The sequence below is a fragment of the Bacillus cereus group sp. MYBK95-2 genome, assembly GCF_051915225.1.
Lineage (GTDB): Bacteria > Bacillota > Bacilli > Bacillales > Bacillaceae_G > Bacillus_A > Bacillus_A cereus.
Genome location: NZ_JBQAEH010000001.1, coordinates 21,362 through 45,930 on the forward strand (window position 1 = coordinate 21,362; position 24,569 = coordinate 45,930).

Consider the following 24,569-nt stretch of genomic DNA (forward strand, 5'->3'; position numbering starts at 1 on the left):
TTATACAAAAATACTCCGAATAAATAAATGAAAATTCAGTCTTGTTATGATATGTAAGTAGGAGGACATCTATAAAAATGCAAAAAAAAGAAGGGCGAGCCCTTCTTTTTTCAAAAATTACTTCTTGTTTACGTTAGTAGCTTGAGGTCCACGGTTACCTTGTTCTACTTCGAAAGTAACTTCTTGACCTTCTTCTAAAGTTTTGAAGCCTTCGCCTTGGATAGCTGAGAAATGAACGAATACGTCTTCTCCGCCTTCAACTTCGATGAAACCGAAACCTTTTTCTGAGTTAAACCATTTTACTTTACCGTTTTGCATGAAAAAAATCCTCCTACAATGTACCTATATGTACATATTCATTTTCAACCACCTTACAATAATAAGCCAGATATTAAAAAACTGCAACCCCTGAGGAGATTTAACATTGCTATCCTCCTCGGAAGTTACAGCTCATTTAAATCTCTATATTATTAAAAGTAAAATGGTTTAAATATACTATATCATATCAATATAATAAAAGTAAAGTTTTTTTCTTAAATTATTTTTTGTTCCCACTGCATTGCTTTTAATTCACCTGATCCGGCTACTACATAACCATCTTTTTGATTAACAATGCGCCATCCGTGCCCTTTAACTGAATCACATACTGTAACAATACCTTCTTCAAGAAGCACACGGCACACACTACTAATCCCCGCCTTATTTTGCGTTGAAGTTGTATATAAAACATGTTGATCTACACTTAAGTCTAAATAACTACTTGCTTTCTGCTCACTTTGACATGTATGCCAATATATTTTTTCACTTGCAATACTTTCATCTATTTTACAATAAGAAATATTTCCGCTAACTCCCTTGCACGATCCACTTGCCGCTACTAAATAAGAATTGTGTAAAGTCAACGCGGAGATCATTTGATTCATCGCAATTTTAATCCTCTTTAATTTACGTGTCTTCAAATCAAAGAGCCAAACACCACCATATTTAGCATGTATTTTCGTACCAATAAATAAGTAATGTTTATATAAAAATAATGATCGAATAGACGGTGCCGCACTGCCATACTCAAGAAACGGATGAATAGTTTCCCATGTCAAACCGAAATTATTAGAAAGATACAGCGTTTTTTCTCCATGAGCAACAACAGTTCCTTGTACATTGCTACATACATTCCAACTCGTTGCTTTTGTTGGAAAACGCTGAATTGTCCAGTTCTCTCCACCATTCATACTGCGAATAAAAATCCCTTCGTCACCTACACCATAAACTACATTATCTTCGCTATGTAAATCCCTAATTCGTTTTTGAAAACCATTTAAAATTCGTTTCCATTCTCCGTCTTGTTCAACAAATAAGCCATTATATGTAGTAGCTAACAACAGTTTTCCATCTCTTAACTTTGTAATAGCAGTTGCACTTAACATTGTCTCCACGTTGACACTCCCATTCTTAGAACTTCTCAGCAAATGCAATTGCAAAATTACTGCATTTTTCAACATCCTCTTCATCTTCTGGAGCTAATTCAATTTTCAGCCCTTCTTGTACAAGCTCTGCACCGCGTTCCACAAGACGTTCTTCAAATATCGTTACCGCTTCACAAAACAGTTCATACGCCGTATCACCCGATCCGAATACCGCTACCTTTTTCCCAGCTAAATCTATATTTTCTAAGTCATCATGAAAATCTTCCGCTTCAAATGGTAATTCACCATCGCCCCACGTATAAGATCCTAAAATGATTCCATCATAAGCTAATAATTCTTCAGCGTCCATGCCTTCCATTTCTTGCAATACTACTTCATGATCAAAAGCATCTAAACTAACTTTAATTAAATCAGCAATACTCTCTGTATTTCCTGACATACTTGCATAAGCTATTAAAATTTTTGCCACTTTGGCATCCCCCTCTAACAATAAATGATTCTCATTCTCATTATATTAATAATGAGAATCAATTTCAATTGATTTTTTCTACTTTTATTTACATTTCACATTACTTATTTCAAATAAGGTGAAACTTTAATCAGTGAGGGTATTCATCCCCCACCTAACTTCTTTGTTTCCGCTGAATTTTGAGGCGGGGGGGGGCTTACTGCCCGGTAAATAGCGGGATAAAGTGAAAGTTTAATGAGTCCTCACCAATCAGGCTTTTTCAGACAACCCACAAAGAGCGGAATAAATAAAAAAGCACAGATGACTATACAATCATCTGTGCTTTTTTATTATTTTTTAAAAATACCAAAAGGCTTTCCTACTGGTAAAACACCTTTTCCGAAGTGTGTATTTAACACTGCTGCTGCTGAACCGTAGAAAGATAATAATGAAATAAGAAGTTCAGAATATGCTGCTAAATTATGCATTGCATGCGGCATAACACCTAAAGTACTTAATGAAAGACCGATAAATAAGAAATCAATAAGGACGAAAATCATAAATAATACTTTATGTGTTTCCATTGCACCAATTGTCATAAAGATTGTGAAAATCAAATATCCGATAAAGGCTACACCAAGCTGTTTTGAATCTGCAGCTTGTGCTAATTTTTCGCCAAATACTCCAAGTTGAATTAACCAAGTCATTCCAACACCTAGCCAAAATAGACCGTACGCACCGAATGCTGTTGTACCGAATGTATTGTTATGCTTTGCATCATGAATGCAAGCAAAGATTTGTGCAAATCCTCCTAAAAAGATTGCCCACGGTAATACAAGTGAAACGCCATCTGTTAAGCCTAACTTTTGAGATGATGCTACAAGTGTTACCATCGCTAATCCAAATAGACCAATTCCAGATGGATCCGCTGTTGTCATTTTCACATGATGTGTAGTAGTTTGATTGCTCATATAAACCTCCTGATTATAAACATACTCGAATACAATACTTAAATCAGAAGACTATGTCAATGGTTTTTTTTGTATGTTGTCAGACGTTATATTTTATAATGATTAAATATATTTCTGACCACTTCATAAGGTTTTATATTCACTTTTTCCAACTCGTTTATCGGTAGCCATAACGGAATATAATTTCCCCTACCTTCCAGCTGAAATTCCTCAGCTGTTCCGCTTCCGAACACTCCGCCTGTAATATAGGCAGCATAATAATATTCATTTCCTTTATATTTTACCTTTGCAATAAGGTGCTCCACTTGTATATGTACCCCTAATTCTTCGTATACCTCTCTTTTCGTTGCCTCTTCAGGCGTTTCACCTTCCTCAATCCCTCCGCCAGGAAAAACATAATATCTTTCCTCTTCTCGAATACGTTTTATAAGAGCGATTTTTCCTTCCTGTACAATGATAGCGGCTCCGCGATTTCTTATCATTTTATTACCTCAATACGAATCGCAACTGTTCCCCACTCTTTTTCTTGTTCTTTCGTATATATTTTGTATGTACTTTCTAACATTTCCTCTAAACTATCATTTTCACAATCCAATAATTTTTTATCGATTTGTTCATATATAGCTTTAAAGCTCTCGTATCGCTTTATTTCCGTTACTTTTACCGTCATCATTTCTGTTGTCGTAAGATTCGTAAATACGATTTCATCGTCTTTGTTTATTAGTTGACGTTTTTTATCGTATAGGCGTACTTCATATACTTTTTTCCCTGATTGAATTGACTGAAACGGTTTATTATATAAACCCATTTCGTATCGCATACATCCCACTCCCTTTTGTTCATTTCACCTATTAATACAGTTCACATTACTACATCTTGCATATAATATTCCATACGTATCGCTTAATTGAGAAAGGAGGCTGAAGAAGCATGTTATATTTAAATCAAAAACCTGAATATAATAAATATGATATTGGTGATTATACTTATAGTAAAGTAGGGCCAACCATTTTTTCTTGGAACGATGAAACAAAATTGAAAATAGGTAAGTTTTGTTCATTAGCAGAAGAAGTCGTTTTCATACTTGGCGGTGAACATCGCGCAGACTGGATAACGACTTATCCATTTAATGCACTTTTTGATGAAGGAGCACATATTACTGGTCACCCTTCTTCAAAAGGTGATATCGTAGTTGGCAATGATGTATGGATTGGTTATCAATCCTGCATTTTATCTGGTGTTACAATTGGTAACGGTGCCATTATTGGTGCAAAAAGTGTTGTTACAAAGGACGTCCCTCCATATGCAATTGTGGCTGGTAATCCAGCAAAATTTATTCGATATCGTTTCCCGCAAGAAACAATTGACAAACTAGAGAATCTTGCATGGTGGGACTGGGACATTTCTGTTATAAAAGGAGCTATTCCATTACTACTTTCCGACAAAATCGACGAATTTTTCACCTCGCCCGAAAAAGAATCTACATGATTAATGAAGAAAGAGCATCCTTCTCTTACAGGATGCTCTTTCTTCATTTATTTTTTCTTTATTTGCAAATGATCACACGGAGAACATTGAAAAGGAATTTTCCCTAAGCAATTAAGATTCGTTTCGCAAATTTGTTCAATCGTTGGAACAAATGGAATGACAACTATGTTACTTTCTACTATTTGTGTAACAGGTGGCAATACTGTGCCTACTTGATGTTCAAAACGAATACTCGCTTGATTTATATAATTTCCTGAACCATTTGGCGCGCTCTGTACTGCTACTTGGAACGAAACTGTCCTTGCTTCACCAGGATTTAAACTTCCGATAAGAAACCCTACTGCCGGGCTTACATTCGGCACTGGCGTATTATCAACCGTTACACTTCCAGGAACAAATCGAACACTACTATCTAACATATCTTGAAAACGAATATTTTGCATTACAGTATCACCCGTATTTGTGATGACTGTCGTAAACGTAATGACATCTCCAATTGTTGCTACCTGTAAATCTGCCGTTTTTACGACTGTCGTTGAGACATTTTGAGGAATAAACGGGATAACAACTGTATTACTATCACCTTCAACTACTACTGGCGGCTCATTCGGATTTACAGTTGCAAGCCCATTCGCTGTAGCAGTATTTGTAACTAAATTATTTACTTGCCCTCCTATTATTACAACTTGGAAATTAATAATTGCTGCATCATTTGGCTGAAAATCACCTAACGGAATACCAGTATTCGGATTAGCAAATGGAAGAGGTACATCATTTACCGTTACCGTACCATTTATAAATAGCGTATTCGGATCAATGATATCTGTTAACACAATATTGGTCACAGGAACTGTACTATCATTTATAACAGCGATTCCGTAAGTGACAACATCCCCTATCATTGCTACTTCAAAGTTTGCTCCTTTTGCAACAAATAAGATTGCAGTATTTACCGTCACTATAACTGTATTGCTTGTATCCATCACTGTAACTGGCGGCTCCCCTGGTACTAAAATATATTCTGCTAACGCCCCAGCAACGTTCACTACTGTACCACCATCCGGAAAACTTGTAATCGTAGCTTCATATGTTACAAGTGCCGTCTCACCAACTGGTATATCAGGTATCGTAAATCCAATCTGCGGATTTACCCCCGGTTGCGGAACCCCATTTATCGTTACACTATTTGGAACGAAATCAGCTTCCTGAGATAGCACATCGATAAATTGAACATTCATTGCATCAGCAGTACCAGTATTTAATATACGAACAGTATACGTTACCGTTTCTCCTACACCAACAACTGAATGGTCTACTTCTTTTAGCATATCTAAGCTACCTCTATTTACCGGCGTAACCGTCGTATTACTTGAATTTGTAATTGTAGACGGAGGTTCTCCTGGAATCAATTCGAAATCACCCGTTACTCTTGCTGTATTCATAATGCTACTAGAAGGCGGAACTGCGATTACATTTACTTCAAATGTAATTAATACACTATCCCCTACTGCAAGATCAGGCAATGCAAAGCCTACAAATGGATCTAAACCTACTTGCGGAATCCCATTTATTTGTACACTTCCAGGAACGAATTCTAAACTAGGTGATGGAACATCGATAAACTGAACATTCGTTGCTGTTACCGTTCCCGTATTTGTAACTTGCACACTATACGTTAACGTATCTCCTAATCGTGTCGCTTCTTTATTTACAGATTTTATAACGCTGAATCGTCCTCTATTCACTCTAGTTATCGTCGTATTACTCGGCTCTGTTACTACAACTGGTGGTTCTCCTGGCACTAAAGTAAAGCTTCCTGTTATATTTGCAACGTTCGTAATTGTTCCTGATGACGGGATGTTTGTAACTGTCGCTTGAAACGTCACTATAACTGTTTCACCAACTGGGATATCTCCAACTCCAAATCCAGTAATCGGATTTAAGTTTGGTTGCGAGGCTCCATTTATCGTTACACTATTTGGTACAAATGACGCCCCTGCTGAAATGGTATCAACAAACTGAACAGCATTAGCTGTTACTGTTCCAGTATTTGTTATTTGAACCGTATACGTTAATATATCTCCAACGAGAGTAGCAACCCTATTTACTTGTTTAATAACATTAAATTGCCCTCTATTTACAGTTGTAAGTGTTGTATTGCTCGGCTCTGTTACTATAACTGGTGGTTCTCCTGGTACTAATACAAAACTTCCAGTTACATTTGCCGTATTGGCAATTGTTCCGTTTGATGGCGCACTAACAACGGTTACTTGGAAGATGACTTCTACACTTTCACCTGGGTTTATATCTGGAAGCGGGAATCCATTATTCGGATTGAATCCAGGTTGTAACACACCGTCTATCGTTACAGTGTTCGGCACGAATGCTATAGAGGAAGGTAATACATCACTATATTGAACATTCGTTGCTGGCACTGTTCCTGTATTTTGAACTACTGTTGTATATGTGATTGTATCGCCTACTGCAACAACCGGCTGACTCACTGATTTTAAAACATTCAAACCAGGCTCATTGATTTCTGTTAATGTCGTATTACTTGTCGTTGTTTCCGTAATAGGCGGTTCTGTTTCACTTACAGCAAATGTAGCTGTAACGTCTACAAAATTAACAATCGTTCCACCTTCTGGTATGCTTGTAACCACTTCCTGATATGTGACAAGTACAAAATCATCGACAGGTATATCTGGAACTGTAAAACCAATGAAAGGATCTAATCCTGGTGCTGGTACCCCGTTTATGCTCACACTTCCTGGTACAAATGCTACACCCGCGGAAGTAGTATCGATAAATTGAACATTCGTCGCTGGCACTGTTCCGAAATTAAAAATCAATACATCATACGTTAATATTTCTCCTACCGTCGCTACTTCTTTATCTACTAGTTTCAATGGAAAAATAAAGGCTATATTAATTGTCGTAACGACTAAATTTGTTAATATCGTTTCCGTAATCGGTGGTTCCTGCGGATTTGGTTGTGAAGTAAATGTAACATCTGCATCATTTAATATGACTTCATTATCTGGAATTTCTGTAATCGTCACTTGGAATGTGACCTCAATACTTCCACCAGCGATTAATAATGGAGTAACTGTAAATCCTATTTCTGGATTTAAACCAAGTTGCTGCACTCCACCTATCGTTACACTATTGTCAACAAACGTCGTTCCTTCTGGTATGACATCTTGGAAGAACACATCTGTAACAGGGATAATTCCTACGTTTGAAATGAGCACAGTATACGTTAATACATCCCCAACGGCCCCAGTTGCAACATCAACTGTTTTTGTTGCAGTTACTTCACCAGGAGGAGGTAACGGTATTGTAACTACCGTTGTATTACTTGAATTCGTTGTTGTTACAGGTGGCTGTAAAGGATTTAATAAGAAAGTGGCTGTAGCAGATGCTGTATTTAATACCGCTCCACGTGTAGACGGTGCAACTACCGTAACTTGGAACGTTACTGTCAATGATGTTCCAGCTGCAATATTAGGAAGCGGGAAACCAACATTTGGGTCAAATCCAGGTTGTGGCGTTCCATTTATCGTTACACTATTTGCTACAAAAGTTGTTTCTAAAGCAATTGGATCAAGGAAAGAGACATTCGTTGCTGTTACTGTACCGTTATTTCGAATGACAACAGAATACGTGTAAGTTTCTCCAAGTGCTGCTTGTTGTACAGATGAAGATTTTTGTATATTTAACTGTGCTGTGTTTACTTGCGTCACTACAAAATTACTATTTGTAACAGTCGTTATTGGAGGGTTTGCTGGATTTATAAGAAAACTTGCAGTAACGTTCGATTGGTTTCTTATATTTCCACCGCTCGGAACACTCGTCACTGTAACTTGAAACGTAATCGTAGCCGTTTGCCCGACCGGAATATTTGGTACCGGGAAACCTAGCATAGGATCCGCGCCTTGCTGTACGACTCCATTTATCGTCACACTATTTGCTACAAAGGCAGTACCAGACGGAATTGGATCTTGAAAAACAATATTCGTTGCAGGAACAGTTCCTGTATTTTGAATAAGAATCGTATACGTTAACGTATCTCCTACACCGGCTTGTAGTGTATTTACACTCTTCATTACATTAAGTGATCCTACATTCACTCGCGTCACAACAATATTACTAATCGTTACAATTGTAATTGGTGGCTGGAGAGGACTTACTTGGAAATCAGCAGTGACATTCGCATTATTCGGAAGAACTCTATTTGGTGGTACACTCGTGATTGTCACTTGAAAAGTGACCGTCACCATTCCTCCTACTGGAATATTAGCAAGTGGAAATCCAGTTGTCGGGTTTAAACCTGGTTGAGGCGTCCCGTTTATTGTTACACTATTCGCTACAAAAGTGGTTCCAACTGGAATCGGATCAAGGAATGATACATTTGTCGCTGTCACCGTTCCACTATTTTGTATACGAACTGTATACGTTAACGTATCTCCTACACCGGCTTCAGTAGCACTTACACTTTTCATTACATTTAACCCTGAAGAATTCACGATCGTCATAACAGTATTACTTGGTACTGTTACAGTAATCGGCGGCTCTGTTGGATTTACAAGGAAATCTCCAGTTACATTCGCATTATTTACAACATTATTTCCTTGGGGAATTTCATCAATTAATACTTCAAATGTAACAATAACACTGGCGCCAGTAGGCAAATTATTTAATGGGAATCCAAGTTCTGGATCTGCCCCTTCTTGTAAAACACCATTCACAACTACACTATTTTCAATAAATAATGTCCCTTGGGGAATTGAATCTTGGAAAAATACATTCGTAGCTGGTACACTACCTGCATTTATGACTTCTATTGTATATACTAAAATATCCCCTACTGTTGCAACATCCGTATTGACTGCTTTCACAACTTCAAAGTTTCCTGATTGTACTGTCGTATTCACAACATTACTCGGTACATTGATTGTTACTGGTGGTTCATTCGGATTCACTTGAAAGCTTGCTGTTACATTTGCTTGATTTAAAATATCTTCATTTTCTGGATTCTGTACAATTACTACGTCAAATGTGACTACAACCGTTTGAGCCGCAGGAATATTCGGAAGAGAGAATCCTGTATTCGGATTTAGTCCACTTTGCTGTACTCCATTAATTGTTACAGAATTTGCAACAAATGAAACAGCAGAAGAAATAGGGTCTTGGAAAAATACATTTGTTAACGGAACATTCCCTGTATTTTGAACGGCAATTGTGTATGTTAAAGTGTCTCCTACTGCCGCTTGCGTTGTATTCACTTCTTTTATTACATTTAAACCACCTGTATTAACTTGTGTCACAACTGTATTCGTTTGTCTATTAATCGTTATTGGTGGCTGATTTGGAATAACGACGAAATTAGCAGTTACATTTCCGCGATTCGCAATTGTGCCTCCTGATGGCGTTGATGTCACTCGTACTTGAAAAGTCACTGTCCTACTTCCGCCGGGAGATATATTTGCTACTGTAAACCCAGTCGCTGGATTTACCCCAGGTTGTGAAACCCCATCCACAGTCACACTATTTGCTATAAATGTCGTTCCAATTGGTATTGGATCTTGAAAAATAACGTTCGTTGCAAGTACATTTCCTGTATTTTGAATTGTTACCGTGTACGTAAGAACATCGTTAACCGTTGCAAAAGCTCTATCCACTGTTTTTCTCGTTGTTATATCAGCTATATTAATTGTCGTAACTACAGTATTACTTGTCGCTTGCCCTGAAACTGGTTGTTGACCAGGCACTGGAGTAAAGGTAAATGTTGCACTTGCACGGTTTGGAATTGGATTGACAAGAGGGTTCGATGTTACTCGAACTTGAAAGCGCACTACAGTCGTTTGCGAAGCATTAATACTTCCTAGATTAATACTACTTGCTGGATTCGCTCCTGGACGCGCTACTCCATTTACCGTAACGCTATTTGCGACAAATGTTGTTCCAGCAGGGATACTATCAACAAAAATAACATTGCTCGCAGTGACATTTCCATTATTTGTGATATTAACTGTGTACGTTAATACATCATTAAGCGTTGCCGTCTGTAAATCTACAGATTTCTGCATACTTATAGTTGCTTGATTCACTGTCGTTTGTACTGTGTTTGAAGAAGACGTACTTGTAATAGGAGGACTACCAACGAAAGGACGAAATTGATATGACACCATTGCACGATTTAAAATAGGATTGGGATTCGGGAATGATATTATTCGAACTTGAAATGTAACAATTCTTTGCGTGTTATTTGGGATTGTACCTAAATTAATTCCATTAGAAGGGTTTGCATTCGGCTGTGTTACTCCCCCTACCGTAACACTACCTGCAACAAACGTCGTTCCGTTCGGAATACTATCACGTAATACAACGTTTTCTGCACTTCCTGTTCCTGTATTTGGGACCGTAATCGTATAAGTGAGGGTATCCCCTACCCCTGCGACTGTTCTATTAACTGATTTAACAGGATTAATAATTGGACCTGTTGCATCAATTTGAACACCAAAACCAGCTGCTGCGTATCCATCTCCATTTGTAACAAATCGAACCGTTGCTGATGTTTGACTGTTTACTAAAGATGAGGAGGCATCTACATTCGTAATATCCCACCCTTGTCTTCGGACGGCCAAAGCTACCCCTAACGGCTGATTCAAATCTCCAAACGTGCCGCTCGTATCTAAATTTCCACTATCATTACAAATTTGTGACTGAAAGAAATTATTCGCAGGATTTCTCGGTCCGAATAATGCAACTGTAGCATTTGCATTCGGCCCAAAGCGAAGTTGATCTCCAACAATGTTAGAATCACCTTCTTGAGCAGTTACGAGCACTCTTCCTGTAACAGCTCCTGTTGCCGGCGTAGCAAAACCTGAAATTGTAGCATCAACTGGCGGGGATGAAGCATCGATAATTTCTTGACCTGCATATACTGACAAATTTCGAAGTGGTAAACTTGCATTTTGATACACAACCTCAAGCGTCCATCCAGCTGAACGACTGATTGTCGGGTCGGCTGAAGTTCTTGCAGCTGGCACAGCACCCGTTGTATATGTGCCTGCTCCACCTGCACTAACAAGATTTGTTACATTGGCAGAGCGAGCATAATAAAACTGATTTCCTACTGAACCTTGCTGCGCGGTAGCAGGATCTGGCGTAACAGAAAACGTCCCTGCTGGCGTTGTAAATGTAATGTTATCATTTAAAAATGGTAACACATCTTCCGTATCAGTCCGGAAAGTACCAGCCCAAACTAATTCTGCATATAATACACTGCTTCCCGCTGGAAGATTTAAAATTGCACTTGAAGAATTCAATTGCCATTCATCTGTTGTCCCTGCTGGGAACCCTGGTACTTGCAATGCTGTATTTACTGTCGTAAACACAGCAAGTGTACCAAAAATATTACCTGGTGCAGGTGATGTAGGGCTAAGTCCCAGCGTATTCCCAGTAAACGTGACGGCACCAGGTACTGTTGTCGTAAACCTATTTATAAAAGGCACACAATCATCTCATTTCAATTATAGTAAAAAGTGCTCTATACTATAAAATGTAGACAAACTATACAATGTACGTTGTCCAACAAAATTCCGCACATATGAGAGGGGTTTATAAAACTATGCGCTACGTTATCATAACAGGAACTTCACAAGGTTTAGGTGAGGCAATCGCTACGCAATTATTAGAAAAAAATACAACTGTCATCTCTATTTCTAGAAGAGAAAATCAAGAGCTTACAAAACTTGCAGAGCAATATAACAGCAATTGCATTTTTCATTCCCTAGATCTTCAAGATGTACATAACTTAGAAACTAACTTTAAAGAGATCATTTCATCTATTAAAAAAGACAATGTATCCTCTATTCATTTAATTAATAATGCGGGTACAGTTGCACCTATGAAGCCAATTGAAAAAGCTGAAAGTGAACAATTCATTACGAACGTTCACATTAATTTACTTGCACCTATGATTCTTACATCTACATTTATGAAACATACGAAAGACTGGAAAGTAGATAAACGCGTTATTAACATTTCATCTGGTGCAGGAAAAAACCCTTACTTTGGCTGGGGCGCTTATTGTACAACGAAAGCTGGTGTAAATATGTTTACACAGTGCGTAGCAACTGAAGAAGTGGAAAAAGAATATCCAGTAAAAATCGTCGCTTTTGCACCTGGCGTTGTTGATACAAATATGCAATCACAAATTCGCGAAACAAATAAAGAAGATTTCATAAATTTGGACCGCTTCATTGCATTAAAAGAAGAAGGAAAACTATTATCACCTGAATATGTTGCGAAAGCTATTCGTAACTTACTAGAAACTGAGGACTTCCCTCAAGGCGAGGTTATTAGAATCGATGAATAACAAAAAGGCGTGCTAAAATAGCACGCCTTTTTGTTCTACTTCTCTAAAAATATAAGCACAGACTCCGCAATTTGCTCATAACCAATTTCTTGATAAATTTTATTCGATGTCGGATTCGCTAAATCAGTATATAACGTAGTCGTCTTGTACCCTTCATCTAACATACGTTGACTAAGTGCCGCTACACACTTAGATGCGTATCCCTTTTTCCTTGCTTCTTTCGGCGTATATACAAAATTAACTGTTATATTATTTTTAGTTGGTCTCGTTTTTGCAGCTACAGAAACGAGTTTCCCATCCACTTCCAAACCAAACAGTCGATTTGTAGTTATTAATGTATATGCAGTTTGTTTTGCTTCTTCTTTCGTAGTAGGAAGCTTTACATCTTCACAAAATTGATATATCCACTGTTCTATTAATGGTAATTCATCATTATTTACCGCTCGAAAAAGTCCATTCGCATTACACTTCTTCTTTACTCTGTTCAACTCATACACACCTTGCTCCATTGCAACATTCATTTTCTTATTTTCTAATACCGCAATCTCTTCCGCTAATTTCTGTACAATTTTCTTATTACCGATCAATCCAGGAATATCCGGATATACTTTCGTTAACTCTTTTGCAAGTTCCTCAATAGCTACTCCCAAAATTTCAGAAGTTGCAACAATGATTTGTTTCTTCTCTTCTGTTTGCAGAAATACAACCGCAATGTCTTCTCCTTGTTTCGCTATCCCCATAAATATCGGTTCTTGAACCATTTGTAATACACCTAATATGAGATTGTTTTCCTGCTCATTCTTTTCTAGAAATGGTGTAACATCTTCTTTAAAATGAAAAATCTCTTCATATACATGTAATTGAATCATCGACAATCTCTTCTCTCTATTTATATTTTAATTAAGTATTGGCGATTAATTCATTAAATCCCTCTTTTACGATTCAATAATATTCAAAGCTAATGTATTCAAGGCATTTTCAGCTTGTAAAATTCTCTGTTTTTCCTTTTCAAATACATCTTCTTCTTTTCGAAAGGACTCTTTTCGATTTTTAATCATACGCTTCATTTCTTTTTTACTCGGTCCACCGTATACATTTCTTTTTTGAATAAAAGCTTCTGGCGATATAATTTCTTTCCACTCTTTTTCTAATAAATTTATTTTAAAATGTTCTTGCAAATACATATTTACATCTTTGAAGTGTAATTCATGTAGTTCTTTTTTCTGCTCCAATGACATATTTGCAATAGCACTTGCTGCATGATGAGCATGCCGAAATGGAATTTCATAATTTTTCGTTAAAACATCAGCGAAATCCGTTATCGTTATTGCATGTTTATAGGAACGACTTTTTAACGTTTCTTCTTCTACTTTCATCGTTAGGATCACTGCATTCATCATACAAAAAACACGAATCGCCTTTTCAATCCCTTTATATAAATATGGCTGCAAGTCATCTTCCGTATCGACAATATCACCAAATGGTGTATTATGAATCATTTGAAATACTGTAAATGCTTCTCCTAAAGCACTACTCGTAATTGCACGAGCGTGTTCAATTGAAACCGGATTTCGTTTTTGCGGCATAATACTACTAATTTGTACATATGGCTTTGCAACAGTAATACCGTCATATTCTTTCGTTGCTAACAACAAAAAGTCATGAATCCATCTACTCGTATTCGTCATCATTACCATAAGTAGCGAGCTAACTTCTAATAAATAATCCGCTCCGGCAACAGCATCATATGAGTTCTCAATTACAGTTGTAAATCCAAGTAGATGAGCAACTCGTTCTCGTTTAATCGGGAAACTTGTTGTAGAGAGTGCAGCCGCCCCCATTGGAGACTGATTTAAAAGCTGGTACGTTTTTTTCATTCGTTCTAAATCTCTTTGCATCGTATCATAAATTGCTAAAGTATAATGACCAAATGTTGTTGGCTGTGCCGGTTGTGTATGTGTATAAGCTGGCATGATCGTTTCCTTATGATCATCAGCAAGTTGCAGTACACTTTCTTGCAATAGCAAATAATGTTCCATTAATCGTAATATATACCGCCTTAAACTCATGCGATACATCGTTACACCCATATCATTTCTACTTCTACCAATATGCATATTACTTACAAAATCGCATTTCGCTTCTTGAGAAATTAAATGTTCGATTAAAAAAAAGAGGTCTTCATGCTGCTCTGTATATACCAATTTATCTTTTGGTATTCGCTCTACTTTTCTAAGTGCGTTTAATATAACTTTAGCTTCTTCTATTTTTATTAAACTTTCTTCAGTCAGCATCGTAATATGTGCTTTATGCACTTGAAACATATCTTTCAATAAGTAATTTCGTTGAAAATCAAATACATGTTGTAATACACAATCCACATATGTTTTTCCAGGGAAATCAGCGCCTTCACTCTTTATAAACTCTTCCTTACTCTGTTTCATCACCTTTTCCCCTCTCACCTAAGTATTACTACCCATCATACCCATTGATAGAAAAAAAGTGCCTGTACATCAAAATAAACTCGGTGCTCTCTGCACCGAGTTTATTTAATAAAAGTCGCATCATACTTATCACTTTGCAACACTTGGAAATGTAAGTTTGCTAAATGTTTCCGTATTTCTGCACTATCGTCTTCATTTAAATTATTCGCCAAAAACACAATCTCCGTACAGTTTCCACGTTTATCCATAGCGTAAACTGCTTTTGTAACCGTCCATGGTGTATAACCATTCTTTTGCCCAGCATGTCTAAATGTTTTACGGTATTTCTTGGCACTCATGTCTGTTTCAACGATATTTGCCCACACTTTTTCTTCAGCTTCTGTCAAGCCACCTTTATGGTTTGCCTTTTGAAGTAATACCATATAATCATTTGCAGAAGCTGCTGGTAATCTATCTGACCAAATTTTGTCGTAACGTTCCTCTAAATAAAGCGGAATTTCCTTCTGTAATAATGGTCCCTTCTTCTTTAAGCGTTCATGAATAATCATCGCATATTCACGATATTGCTCTTGAGACATTTCTTTTAACTTTTTCTCTATTTTATATTTTGGAACATGTAATTCTTTATGCAAATATCCCGGGATATACAAAGATGAAACGATTGGAAATAGTGGTTGATGTGCAGGAAGTGATAAACTTTGTAAATTTCGATTGATGTTATCTAATCCTAACAATTCCATTAAGTATTCAGCATTTGCATTCGAACTAAACTTAACCATTCCTTTTGCCACTTCTTCTAAAGAAACCGCTCCTTCAGTTATCTTGCCCGTTTTCTCCAAATACTTTTGCCATCTATCTTGTGCACCACCATCTGTATTCGGCACATAATAGCGATTCACATCATTAATCGACACGAAACTAGAAGAATCAATTTTCCCTTCAGTAACTTGTTTCGTATATTCAAGCGCCACAATTAATTTCATCGTACTAGCAACTGGCAATACAACATTTGGGTTTACAGAATAAACAACTTTATCATTTCTCTTTACTAGAAGCGCACTATTTTTTTCATCTTTATGTTCTTCAATAAAAGATGCAATATACTGTGCATCATCATTATTTGAACTCCACACTTTTTTCACTAAAAAGTTACCCGATATTAGCAAAACAAAAATACCCACAATTACTGCGCATACTATAGTTTTTTTCAAGTAAAATTCCTCTCCTATTGTGTAACTCTTCTCTATTTATCATTTAAAAACAAAATAATGGAGATGGTCATTTACATAACCATCTCCATTATTTTAACTTGTATGCTCCTATTATGTCTACGTCATAAATTTCACAAAATCCTCAAGAAACTTTTTATAATGTAACGACCAACCAATTCGCACCCAATTTTTTAATGCTTTTGCATCAGGTTGAGGCCGAAAATCAGCAATACTCTCTCCTTTTGCAATTCCAGCTGTATCTACATCGACACGACGATATACATAATCTAAAAGGGATGGATTTGCCGCAACCATCATTGTAACGACGTCATGTACTGGACTTCCTTTTATTTTCGGATTTAACTTTCTATAAGCTTTATAATAGTACGTAAATATCGGCTCGATTAACTTATTAAAACTCGTTTTAGAGTGTTTCGTAATATATTTTACCATTTCCGGTGTAATAATTGCTTCAGATGTAACGTTAAGTGGCACTAATGTCACATTTTTGGCATTTTGCATAACTAATTGTGACGCAATGGGATCACCATGAAAATTCGCCTCTGCGACTGGTGTTACATTGCCAGGCATTAAGAAAGCACCGCCCATTATATAATATTCTTTCACATACTTCATCATCGGCTTTTCTAAAATAAATGCTGTCGCTAATGTTGTTGATCTACCAGCATCGACTATTATTAATTCTCCTTTATATTTTTCAAGAAGATCAAAAAATGTACAAAAAGGCTTTATATTTGGTGAAAAAGTTTTTGGAGGTTTAATTGGCCCTAAACCGTCTGTCCCATGAATTTCTGGATAATACGTCGTAATATCTCCGGATAAAGGAATTTTCGCACCATTAATAACAGGTATATCTTCCCGTCCTGCCATTTGCAATAAATATGCGGCATTACTTGTCGCCTTTTCTTGTGTTACATTTCCATATCCCGTTACTACACCAACAATATCAATATCAGGATGCAACAATCCATACATAATTGCTAAAGAGTCATCAATTCCTGGGTCTCCTAAAAATAACACTTTTTTCATCGACCTCAACTCCATCCCCTCAGTTGTTATTAATTTATGAATAACCGTGGATATACAGAATAAAAAAGAACAAATTCATACGAAAAAACGCAGTCTTATAAGGACTACGTTCTTCAGCTAACCTATACTGTTTTTTTTACAGCACTCATACTTCCAATAACATAAGCGATAAACGCAAAACAAATCGGGAAGACAACTGTATGTATACCGAACGGATTTGGATAGAAAAGATGAATACACATATATGAGCCTACCCCAACTAAAATAGACGCAAGCGCTCCTGTAGCATTTCCTTTCCTCCAATATAACCCTAATACGATTGGCCAAATGAATGCTGCTTCTAATCCACCGAAAGAAAATAAATTTAGCCATATTAAAAAATCTGGTGGTTTAATCGCCGCTGCATAAACGAGTAGTCCTACAATACCAGTAATCCACAAACTTCCTTTTTTTATCGTACTGTCTGCTGCATCTTTATTTATGTAATTTACATATATATCTTTAATAATTGACGAGCTTACAAGTAATAATAAAGAGTTTACTGTAGACATAATCGCTGCCATCGGTGCAGCTAAGAAAACTCCAGCTAACCAAGGAGGTAACACTTCCATCGCAAGTAGCGGCATTACTTTATCTGGTACCGTTATACCTGGAAGTACTACTCTTGCAAATACACCAGTTAAATGCATACCGATCATAATTGTGCCAACGACAACGGTTCCAATTATTAAAGCTTGATGCATCGCTTTTGAATTTTTATAAGACATGGCACGCACGCTAATTTGCGGTAAGCCGACAACGCCAATTCCAATTAAAATCCAAAATGATGTAACATATGATTTCGTTAAACTGCCATCTGCTCCGAATGGTGTAATTAACTTTGGATTAATTTGAACAAGTTCCTGCATAATCTTTTCAATTCCACCACCAGCAATGACAGTAGCAATTAAAATGATTGTCGTTCCAACTAACATAATGATTCCTAATAATGTATCTGATAGAGCAACTGCACGAAATCCACCAATTAATACGTACACAAGTACAGAAAAAGTAAATAAAAATAGTGCTGTTGTATACGATAGACCAGTTAGTGACTCGATTAATCGTCCACCACCGACCCACTGGGCTACTGTCGCTGAAAATAAAAAGATAATAATACATAACGCAGAAAGTATAACAACTGCTTTATTATTGTATCTCCCTTTTAAATAATCGATAAGAGTAATTGCTTCCATCTTCCTAGCGATAATTGCAAACTTTTTACCGATAACCGTTAAAACGATATAGCCTGTTACAACTTGAATCGCAGATAACAGTACCCATCCAAGACCCATATTGTAAGCAATACCAGGGCCACCAATAAAGCTACTTGCACTACCGTACGTAGCAATCATTGTCATCGCTAATAATAAACCGCCTAGCTCACGCCCACCAAGAAAATATTCTTGTAAAAATTTATTATGAGCAGTTGCTTGCACACGTCTTGAAGCATATACACCAATTAAAAATACAACGATAAACGAAATTATCATTGGAATGATTACATACCAATTCATCTATTATTCCTCACTTTTTTCTTCCTCATCGAGTGAAATATCTTGAAATACAAAACGAACAACTAAACTAAGTAAAATAACCATAACGATAAATCCAACGATACAGCTATAAAAAAACCATGCGGGAAAACCTAATACATATGTATATTCATTCGGATTTTTACTACCAAGCCCATAAGCAAATCCGTACCATATTATAAAATTAATAATAGCAAGTCCAAGACCAATTAACGCTTCTCTATGGGCTATTCGAAAGCGTGGATCATCATGATAATCTTTCATTTTTACCCCTCCTCTCACGATGTATTATTGTACCATTGTTCTTCTAGTTTTTCCTACTAGAAAGCAAAAACAAGCAGGATTTTTTATAATCATATAGAAGATTCTCTTACATTACATATTTTTTACAATTGTAACACAAATGAAATTTGAATTTTCAGTATTTCTTAATTATGATTTTAATTAGAGGCTTTCCATCTAGTTTCCACATCCTTGATTTCGGAATAAGCGCCGTCTCGTACTGCGTTTACATTATATTTTCAAGGGGGTTATACAATGAGTCAACTAGCTGTAAATCTTCATGAAAAGGTAGAGAAATTTCTTCAAGGTACAAAAAAGTTATATGTGAATGGATCTTTCATTGAAAGCGCTTCCGGTAAAACATTTAAAACACCTAACCCAGCAACTGGTGAAACACTTGCCGTCGTTTCTGAAGCTGGTCGCGAAGATATTCATAAAGCTGTAGTCGCAGCTCGTATGGCTTTTGACGAAGGTCCTTGGTCTCGTATGAGCACCGCTGAGCGAAGCCGTCTCATGTACAAGTTAGCTGATTTAATGGAAGAACATAAAGAAGAGCTTGCACAGCTCGAAACATTAGATAACGGAAAGCCAATCCGTGAAACAATGGCAGCAGACATACCACTTGCAATTGAGCATATGCGCTATTACGCTGGATGGGCTACGAAAATCGTTGGTCAAACAATTCCTGTTTCCGGTGATTACTTTAACTATACACGCCATGAAGCTGTTGGTGTCGTTGGTCAAATTATCCCTTGGAACTTCCCGCTTCTTATGGCAATGTGGAAAATGGGAGCAGCGCTTGCTACAGGATGTACAATCGTTTTAAAACCTGCAGAACAAACTCCACTATCTGCTCTATACTTAGCTGAATTAATTGAAGAAGCTGGATTCCCGAAAGGTGTTATTAATATCGTACCTGGATTCGGTGAATCAGCTGGACAAGCTCTCGTTAATCATCCACTCGTTGATAAAATTGCATTTACCGGTTCTACTCCTGTCGGTAAACAAATTATGCGACAAGCATCCGAAACATTAAAACGCGTTACACTTGAATTAGGCGGTAAATCACCAAATATCATATTGCCAGATGCTGATTTATCTCGCGCGATTCCTGGTGCACTTTCTGGTGTTATGTTTAACCAAGGACAAGTATGCTCTGCTGGATCACGCTTATTTGTTCCGAAGAAAATGTATGATAATGTCATGGCTGATCTCGTCCTCTATTCTAAAAAACTAAATCAAGGTGTCGGTCTTAACCCTGAAACAACAATTGGCCCTCTCGTTTCCGAAGAACAACAAAAACGTGTAATGGGCTACATTGAAAAAGGGATTGAAGAAGGCGCTGAAGTCCTTTGCGGAGGAAGTAATCCATTCAATCAAGGCTACTTCGTTTCTCCTACAGTATTCGCTGACGTAAATGATGAAATGACGATCGCAAAAGAAGAAATTTTCGGTCCAGTTATTTCTGCAATACCATTTAACGATATTGATGAAGTAATTGAACGTGCAAATAAATCACAATTCGGCTTAGCGGCTGGTGTGTGGACAGAAAATGTTAAAACAGCACACTATGTTGCAAGTAAAGTACGTGCAGGTACAGTATGGGTAAACTGTTATAACGTCTTTGATGCAGCATCTCCATTTGGAGGATTTAAACAATCTGGTCTTGGCCGTGAAATGGGATCTTACGCATTAAATAACTATACAGAAGTAAAGAGCGTTTGGCTTAACTTAAATTAATGAGAAAGAACCTGACCTACCTGGTCAGGTTCTGTTCATTATGTATTCCTTTAAACTTGCAGTCCTCCGCTCACATTTAATACTTCACCTGTAATATAAGATGCGTATTCTGATGCTAAAAAGGCTGCTGCGTTCGCAATATCTTCTGGCGTTCCAATTCTACCAACTGGAATAGCGCCAACCATCTTTTCTTTCACTTTATCTGGTATCGTTTTGGTCATATCTGTATCCATAAACCCCGGACAAATCGCATTACAAGTAATACCGAAACTTCCAACTTCTTTCGCTGCTGTTTTCGTTAATCCTACAACTCCTGCCTTTGTAGCCGCATAATTTGCTTGACCTATGTTTCCTTCTCTACTAATTGAAGATATATTAATAATGCGTCCATACCCTTGTTGTCTCATGTAAAGAAGCGCGGGTTGCATACAATAAAAAACTCCAGTTAAGTTCACTTGTAATACTTGTTCCCAAGCAGACTTCTCCATTTTATGTAACATTGCGTCTCTTGTAATTCCAGCATTATTCACCAAAATATGTAATGTACCAAATTTTTGAACCGCATATTCAATTAACGACTTTGCTTCATTTTGATTACTCACATCACATCGATATGAGCACACTTCATATCCTTCATCTGATAACTCACGTGTCGTTTTTTGTAGATTTTCTTCATTTACATCGCTAATTAATACTTTCGCCCCTAGTTTTGCATAAACCCTTGCAATCTCTTTTCCAATTCCCTGTGCAGCTCCTGTTACAACAGCTGTTTTCCCATTTAAAAACTCCATTCCTATCCCCCATTTCTATTACTTATACTGTATATTTCGGCTCCTTGCTTTCCAATTCCTCTTTGTATAAAAAAGTCTATTTGTGTCAAACTAACTTTGCAACGTCGCATAAACGCAAGGAGATTGTGTCGAATGAACAAAAAGAATTTCAAACAAAGCAAAGCAACTGATGGCATTGATGTTGAGTTCTCTCGCGAACTCGCTGACCACAATGACTTAGAAGCAAACGCACGTGCAAATGCCGCTGATGCACGTCAAAAGCGCCAATCAACCGAAAAATAAGGTACATCACAACCTTATTCTTTTCAAAAGGGACCTACTACCCAACAAAATAAACCGAGAGAGATCTCTCGGTTTATTTTCTATATTTTTTTGCATAATGAGCCAAAGTAAGCAATGGATATATATGAGCATAACTATGATAACGAATATAAAACCCACCTGGTAAACCTGTTCCAGTAGGATATTTTTCATTTATATAAGAGTTGGAGAGCAAATATGAAATACCTTTTCGAATGACTGGCGTTTCTTTATCATAGTAAGAAATGAGGGCATCTAACGCCCATGCTGTTTGGGATGGTGTACTAAATGGCAAAGTAACAAATCTTTTTTCCACACTACTTTGGCAAGATTCTCCCCAGCCACCATCTTCATGCTGTATATGTTCAAGCCATAAAGCTGCTCGTTTCACTGATGGATCGCTAGATGGTATTCCTAGTGACCGTAAACCAGTCAACACTGCCCACGTACCATATATATAACAAATTCCCCATTTCCCATACCACGATCCATTTTCCTCTTGTACATTCATTAACCAATTTATCGCACTTTGTTTTTGTTTCTCGGGCAATTCATTTTGCGTATACGTTCCGAAAAATTCTAATACTCTTCCTGTAATATCTGGTGTAGAAGGATCTGTAATCATATCACTTGCATTTTCGATTGGTAAATTTGCTAATATATGGCTCGTTACCCCTTTTTCAAAAGCCCCCCAACCACCATCATTATTTTGCAATCCTTTAACCCAATTAACCGCTCGCTTCCAAGCAGTGTCTACATTTTCGTTCCCTCTACTTCGCGCCAATGCTCTTAACGCAGCAGTTGTATCATCAACATCTGGAATCGTCGTATTCACATCCGAAAAGCCCCAACCACCCGGGAAGAGATCCGGTGCATGTACACTCCAATCTACTTTCTTCGTTTGCTGTTTTCTTAGTAAATATGCTGATGCATTGTGAATCACTTTACTTGCTTTCGGAACTTGAGCTTCTTGCAAAGCATAACTGAGTAAAGCTGTATCCCATACAGTTGATGGAGAGTTTTGCAAATGGCTCCCTCTCTCCATCTTCCATATATAAGATGTGATTCCCGTTATAGCTTTTTGAATAATTGGTGATTGAATAGAATGTCCTAATGCAAGTAAAGCATAAATCATATAAAACGAGGCAGTTGCGTAGCTATATAATGTTCCATTTTCATCAATACGCTCTTTCATAAAACGTTCTACTTCCTCATATCCTTTATGATGCAAAGAAAGTGGATACGTTATAATTTTCTTCACGTCACTTACTAACGTTTGAAAAACTGGAGACCGATCCTCCCGAAACCATTCTCCGCCCCCGCCTGCAATGTGATTTAAATTTGGCAATAACTTTTTCCCTACTCGAAATCTTTTATTTAAACACAACATCATCGGAATTAAATGAATACGTGCTGAGCTACTCAGTTCAAAAATACTGAGAGGGGAATCATTCTGCAGAAACATAATTGGTGTTGGCAAATGAAAGAGAGAAGGATATTCATATTCTCCATGAATCGCTAATAAAAACTTCGTCATAAAATGAGCACGCGCTACCCCGCCGCGCTCATTTATAAACATTTCCGCTCGCTTCATATTCACATCTTCTTTTGTATATTTTTCCGATGCAAGTAAGGCAGCATAAGATTGAATTGTAGCAGATAAATTACCACCCACTTCATCTTCATACAATTTCCATGTTCCTTCATTTGTTTGGAGTGATGCTAATCTTTTTACAAACGGTTCTATCTCTTTATCTTTACCTAATAATTTTAATAAAAAAATCATATGACAATCTGTTAGTGGCGCTCCTTCAAAACAAAACCGCCACGTACCATCTTGCCGTTGCATTGTTTGAAGTGCAGTTGTTCTTCTCGCTATTTCTTCATGCACTTTTTCATATAATAACAAGTTGCTCACCCACCCTTTCGAAATCCGTATAACGATATTCAAAAAGGTAGCTGAATATGTATAAAAACAAAGAAAAGCAGAACATATAAAATGTTCTGCTCATAAACAATACCCTACTCCGACAATAATCCCTAATAAAGCACCGACTACTACTTCATACGGTGTATGCCCAACAAGTTCATTTAACTTCTTATATTCTGTTTCTCTACCGTGAAAAAAGTCATTCAATATTTTTGCTTGTTTACTTACTGCAAGCCTTACTCCTGAAGCATCATACATAACAATAATGGCAAAAATTGTAGCAACCGCAAACATCGAGCTTTCCACACCTTCCACTACTCCAACTCCTGTAGCAAGCGCTGTAACTGTTGAAGCATGAGAACTTGGCATCCCACCTGAAGCAAAAAACTTTGCAAAATCAAATTCACCTGTTTTAACTAATTTGAAGACTACTTTCGTTAATTGTGCTAAAAACCATGAAATTACAGCTGCCATAAGCGGATCATTATGTAAAATTGTTTCCATGTTCTCAGCTCCTTACTGACTATAAT

The 24,569-nt window shown here is 37.1% G+C and carries 20 protein-coding genes; 4 read left to right on the forward strand and 16 right to left on the reverse strand.

Translation table 11 applies throughout. From position 1 onward, the window contains the following. Positions 1-117: 117 nt before the first annotated feature. The 6 genes from cspB to ACTFN4_RS00110 form a co-directional block, all read right to left on the reverse strand. The gene (cspB, locus tag ACTFN4_RS00085) at positions 118-318 is read right to left on the reverse strand and encodes a cold shock-like protein CspB (protein WP_001179150.1); all 201 of its coding nucleotides are present in this window, start codon (positions 316-318) and stop codon (positions 118-120) included. 215 nt (positions 319-533) lie between these two features. After that, the gene (locus tag ACTFN4_RS00090) at positions 534-1,433 is read right to left on the reverse strand and encodes a WD40/YVTN/BNR-like repeat-containing protein (RefSeq protein WP_000449496.1); all 900 of its coding nucleotides are present in this window, start codon (positions 1,431-1,433) and stop codon (positions 534-536) included. A gap of 16 nt (positions 1,434-1,449) precedes the next feature. Continuing rightward, entirely contained in the window at positions 1,450-1,893 is a 444-nt protein-coding gene (locus ACTFN4_RS00095; protein WP_001062752.1) for a flavodoxin, read from the reverse strand. Between the two features lie 329 nt (positions 1,894-2,222). Further along, positions 2,223-2,843 carry an acetate uptake transporter gene (locus ACTFN4_RS00100; protein ID WP_439962008.1) on the reverse strand — a complete coding sequence of 207 codons (621 nt, stop codon included), beginning with the start codon at positions 2,841-2,843 and terminating at the stop codon, positions 2,223-2,225. Between the two features lie 86 nt (positions 2,844-2,929). Beyond that, complete coding sequence (locus tag ACTFN4_RS00105; RefSeq protein WP_000620822.1) at positions 2,930-3,325, reverse strand: NUDIX hydrolase; 396 nt, start codon at positions 3,323-3,325, stop codon at positions 2,930-2,932. After that, complete coding sequence (locus ACTFN4_RS00110; protein WP_074555052.1) at positions 3,322-3,663, reverse strand: ASCH domain-containing protein; 342 nt, start codon at positions 3,661-3,663, stop codon at positions 3,322-3,324. The genes ACTFN4_RS00105 and ACTFN4_RS00110 overlap by 4 nt, the downstream gene beginning before the upstream one ends. A gap of 110 nt (positions 3,664-3,773) precedes the next feature. On the opposite strand from ACTFN4_RS00110, the gene ACTFN4_RS00115 reads away from it, so the two are divergent. Continuing rightward, a complete protein-coding gene (locus ACTFN4_RS00115) occupies positions 3,774-4,331 on the forward strand; it encodes a CatB-related O-acetyltransferase (RefSeq protein WP_000966302.1) in 558 nt (185 codons plus the stop codon). A 47-nt stretch (positions 4,332-4,378) separates the two neighbouring features. Here the strand turns inward: ACTFN4_RS00115 and ACTFN4_RS00120 are convergent, their stop codons facing one another. Beyond that, positions 4,379-11,851 (reverse strand): DUF7507 domain-containing protein, encoded by a 7,473-nt coding sequence (locus ACTFN4_RS00120; protein ID WP_410986433.1) that lies wholly within the window; start codon positions 11,849-11,851, stop codon positions 4,379-4,381. A 116-nt stretch (positions 11,852-11,967) separates the two neighbouring features. Here ACTFN4_RS00120 and ACTFN4_RS00125 point away from each other — a divergent pair, with 116 nt between their 5' ends. Next, entirely contained in the window at positions 11,968-12,717 is a 750-nt protein-coding gene (locus ACTFN4_RS00125) for a (S)-benzoin forming benzil reductase (protein WP_001271070.1), read from the forward strand. A 35-nt stretch (positions 12,718-12,752) separates the two neighbouring features. Here ACTFN4_RS00125 and ACTFN4_RS00130 read toward each other — a convergent pair whose 3' ends face one another. From ACTFN4_RS00130 to ACTFN4_RS00155, 6 genes are all read right to left on the reverse strand, one after another. After that, the gene (locus ACTFN4_RS00130) at positions 12,753-13,586 is read right to left on the reverse strand and encodes a GNAT family N-acetyltransferase (protein ID WP_439962009.1); all 834 of its coding nucleotides are present in this window, start codon (positions 13,584-13,586) and stop codon (positions 12,753-12,755) included. Positions 13,587-13,652: 66 nt separating this feature from the next. Beyond that, a complete protein-coding gene (argH, locus tag ACTFN4_RS00135; RefSeq protein WP_025687003.1) occupies positions 13,653-15,161 on the reverse strand; it encodes an argininosuccinate lyase in 1,509 nt (502 codons plus the stop codon). 101 nt (positions 15,162-15,262) lie between these two features. Then, a complete protein-coding gene (locus ACTFN4_RS00140; protein WP_000751366.1) occupies positions 15,263-16,372 on the reverse strand; it encodes a serine hydrolase in 1,110 nt (369 codons plus the stop codon). Positions 16,373-16,489: 117 nt separating this feature from the next. Next, on the reverse strand, positions 16,490-17,422 hold the full coding sequence (locus ACTFN4_RS00145) for a nucleoside hydrolase (protein WP_000756458.1): 933 nt from the start codon (positions 17,420-17,422) through the stop codon (positions 16,490-16,492). Between the two features lie 122 nt (positions 17,423-17,544). Next, a complete protein-coding gene (gene panF / locus ACTFN4_RS00150) occupies positions 17,545-18,978 on the reverse strand; it encodes a sodium/pantothenate symporter (RefSeq protein WP_001104820.1) in 1,434 nt (477 codons plus the stop codon). 3 nt (positions 18,979-18,981) lie between these two features. Continuing rightward, positions 18,982-19,260, reverse strand: coding sequence for a YhdT family protein (locus tag ACTFN4_RS00155; protein ID WP_000656239.1), 279 nt, complete (start codon positions 19,258-19,260; stop codon positions 18,982-18,984). Between the two features lie 273 nt (positions 19,261-19,533). Here ACTFN4_RS00155 and dhaS point away from each other — a divergent pair, with 273 nt between their 5' ends. Beyond that, positions 19,534-21,018 (forward strand): aldehyde dehydrogenase DhaS, encoded by a 1,485-nt coding sequence (gene dhaS / locus ACTFN4_RS00160; protein ID WP_000080282.1) that lies wholly within the window; start codon positions 19,534-19,536, stop codon positions 21,016-21,018. Positions 21,019-21,068: 50 nt separating this feature from the next. On the opposite strand, the gene fabG is transcribed toward dhaS, so the two are convergent. Next, on the reverse strand, positions 21,069-21,809 hold the full coding sequence (fabG, locus tag ACTFN4_RS00165; protein WP_000395038.1) for a 3-oxoacyl-ACP reductase FabG: 741 nt from the start codon (positions 21,807-21,809) through the stop codon (positions 21,069-21,071). Positions 21,810-21,941: 132 nt separating this feature from the next. Between fabG and ACTFN4_RS00170 the strand changes: the two genes are divergently transcribed. Next, entirely contained in the window at positions 21,942-22,091 is a 150-nt protein-coding gene (locus ACTFN4_RS00170) for a YfhD family protein (protein ID WP_001035815.1), read from the forward strand. Positions 22,092-22,164: 73 nt separating this feature from the next. Here ACTFN4_RS00170 and ACTFN4_RS00175 read toward each other — a convergent pair whose 3' ends face one another. Beyond that, positions 22,165-24,018: a terpene cyclase/mutase family protein gene (locus tag ACTFN4_RS00175; RefSeq protein ID WP_000928146.1), complete on the reverse strand. Its 1,854-nt coding sequence runs from the start codon at positions 24,016-24,018 to the stop codon at positions 22,165-22,167. Positions 24,019-24,117: 99 nt separating this feature from the next. Then, positions 24,118-24,543: a divergent PAP2 family protein gene (locus ACTFN4_RS00180; protein WP_000447820.1), complete on the reverse strand. Its 426-nt coding sequence runs from the start codon at positions 24,541-24,543 to the stop codon at positions 24,118-24,120. Positions 24,544-24,569: the final 26 nt, after the last annotated feature.

Coding starts and splice junctions, on each gene's coding strand:
- cspB (WP_001179150.1), bottom strand. CDS start 318: ATGCAAAACGGTAAAGTAAAATGGTTTAACTCAGAAAAAGGTTTCGGT.
- ACTFN4_RS00100 (WP_439962008.1), bottom strand. CDS start 2,843: ATGAGCAATCAAACTACTACACATCATGTGAAAATGACAACAGCGGAT.
- ACTFN4_RS00105 (WP_000620822.1), bottom strand. CDS start 3,325: ATGATAAGAAATCGCGGAGCCGCTATCATTGTACAGGAAGGAAAAATC.
- ACTFN4_RS00110 (WP_074555052.1), bottom strand. CDS start 3,663: ATGCGATACGAAATGGGTTTATATAATAAACCGTTTCAGTCAATTCAA.
- ACTFN4_RS00115 (WP_000966302.1), top strand. CDS start 3,774: ATGTTATATTTAAATCAAAAACCTGAATATAATAAATATGATATTGGT.
- ACTFN4_RS00125 (WP_001271070.1), top strand. CDS start 11,968: ATGCGCTACGTTATCATAACAGGAACTTCACAAGGTTTAGGTGAGGCA.
- ACTFN4_RS00130 (WP_439962009.1), bottom strand. CDS start 13,586: ATGATTCAATTACATGTATATGAAGAGATTTTTCATTTTAAAGAAGAT.
- argH (WP_025687003.1), bottom strand. CDS start 15,161: ATGAAACAGAGTAAGGAAGAGTTTATAAAGAGTGAAGGCGCTGATTTC.
- ACTFN4_RS00145 (WP_000756458.1), bottom strand. CDS start 17,422: ATGAAAAAAGTGTTATTTTTAGGAGACCCAGGAATTGATGACTCTTTA.
- panF (WP_001104820.1), bottom strand. CDS start 18,978: ATGAATTGGTATGTAATCATTCCAATGATAATTTCGTTTATCGTTGTA.
- ACTFN4_RS00155 (WP_000656239.1), bottom strand. CDS start 19,260: ATGAAAGATTATCATGATGATCCACGCTTTCGAATAGCCCATAGAGAA.
- dhaS (WP_000080282.1), top strand. CDS start 19,534: ATGAGTCAACTAGCTGTAAATCTTCATGAAAAGGTAGAGAAATTTCTT.
- fabG (WP_000395038.1), bottom strand. CDS start 21,809: ATGGAGTTTTTAAATGGGAAAACAGCTGTTGTAACAGGAGCTGCACAG.
- ACTFN4_RS00170 (WP_001035815.1), top strand. CDS start 21,942: ATGAACAAAAAGAATTTCAAACAAAGCAAAGCAACTGATGGCATTGAT.
- ACTFN4_RS00180 (WP_000447820.1), bottom strand. CDS start 24,543: ATGGAAACAATTTTACATAATGATCCGCTTATGGCAGCTGTAATTTCA.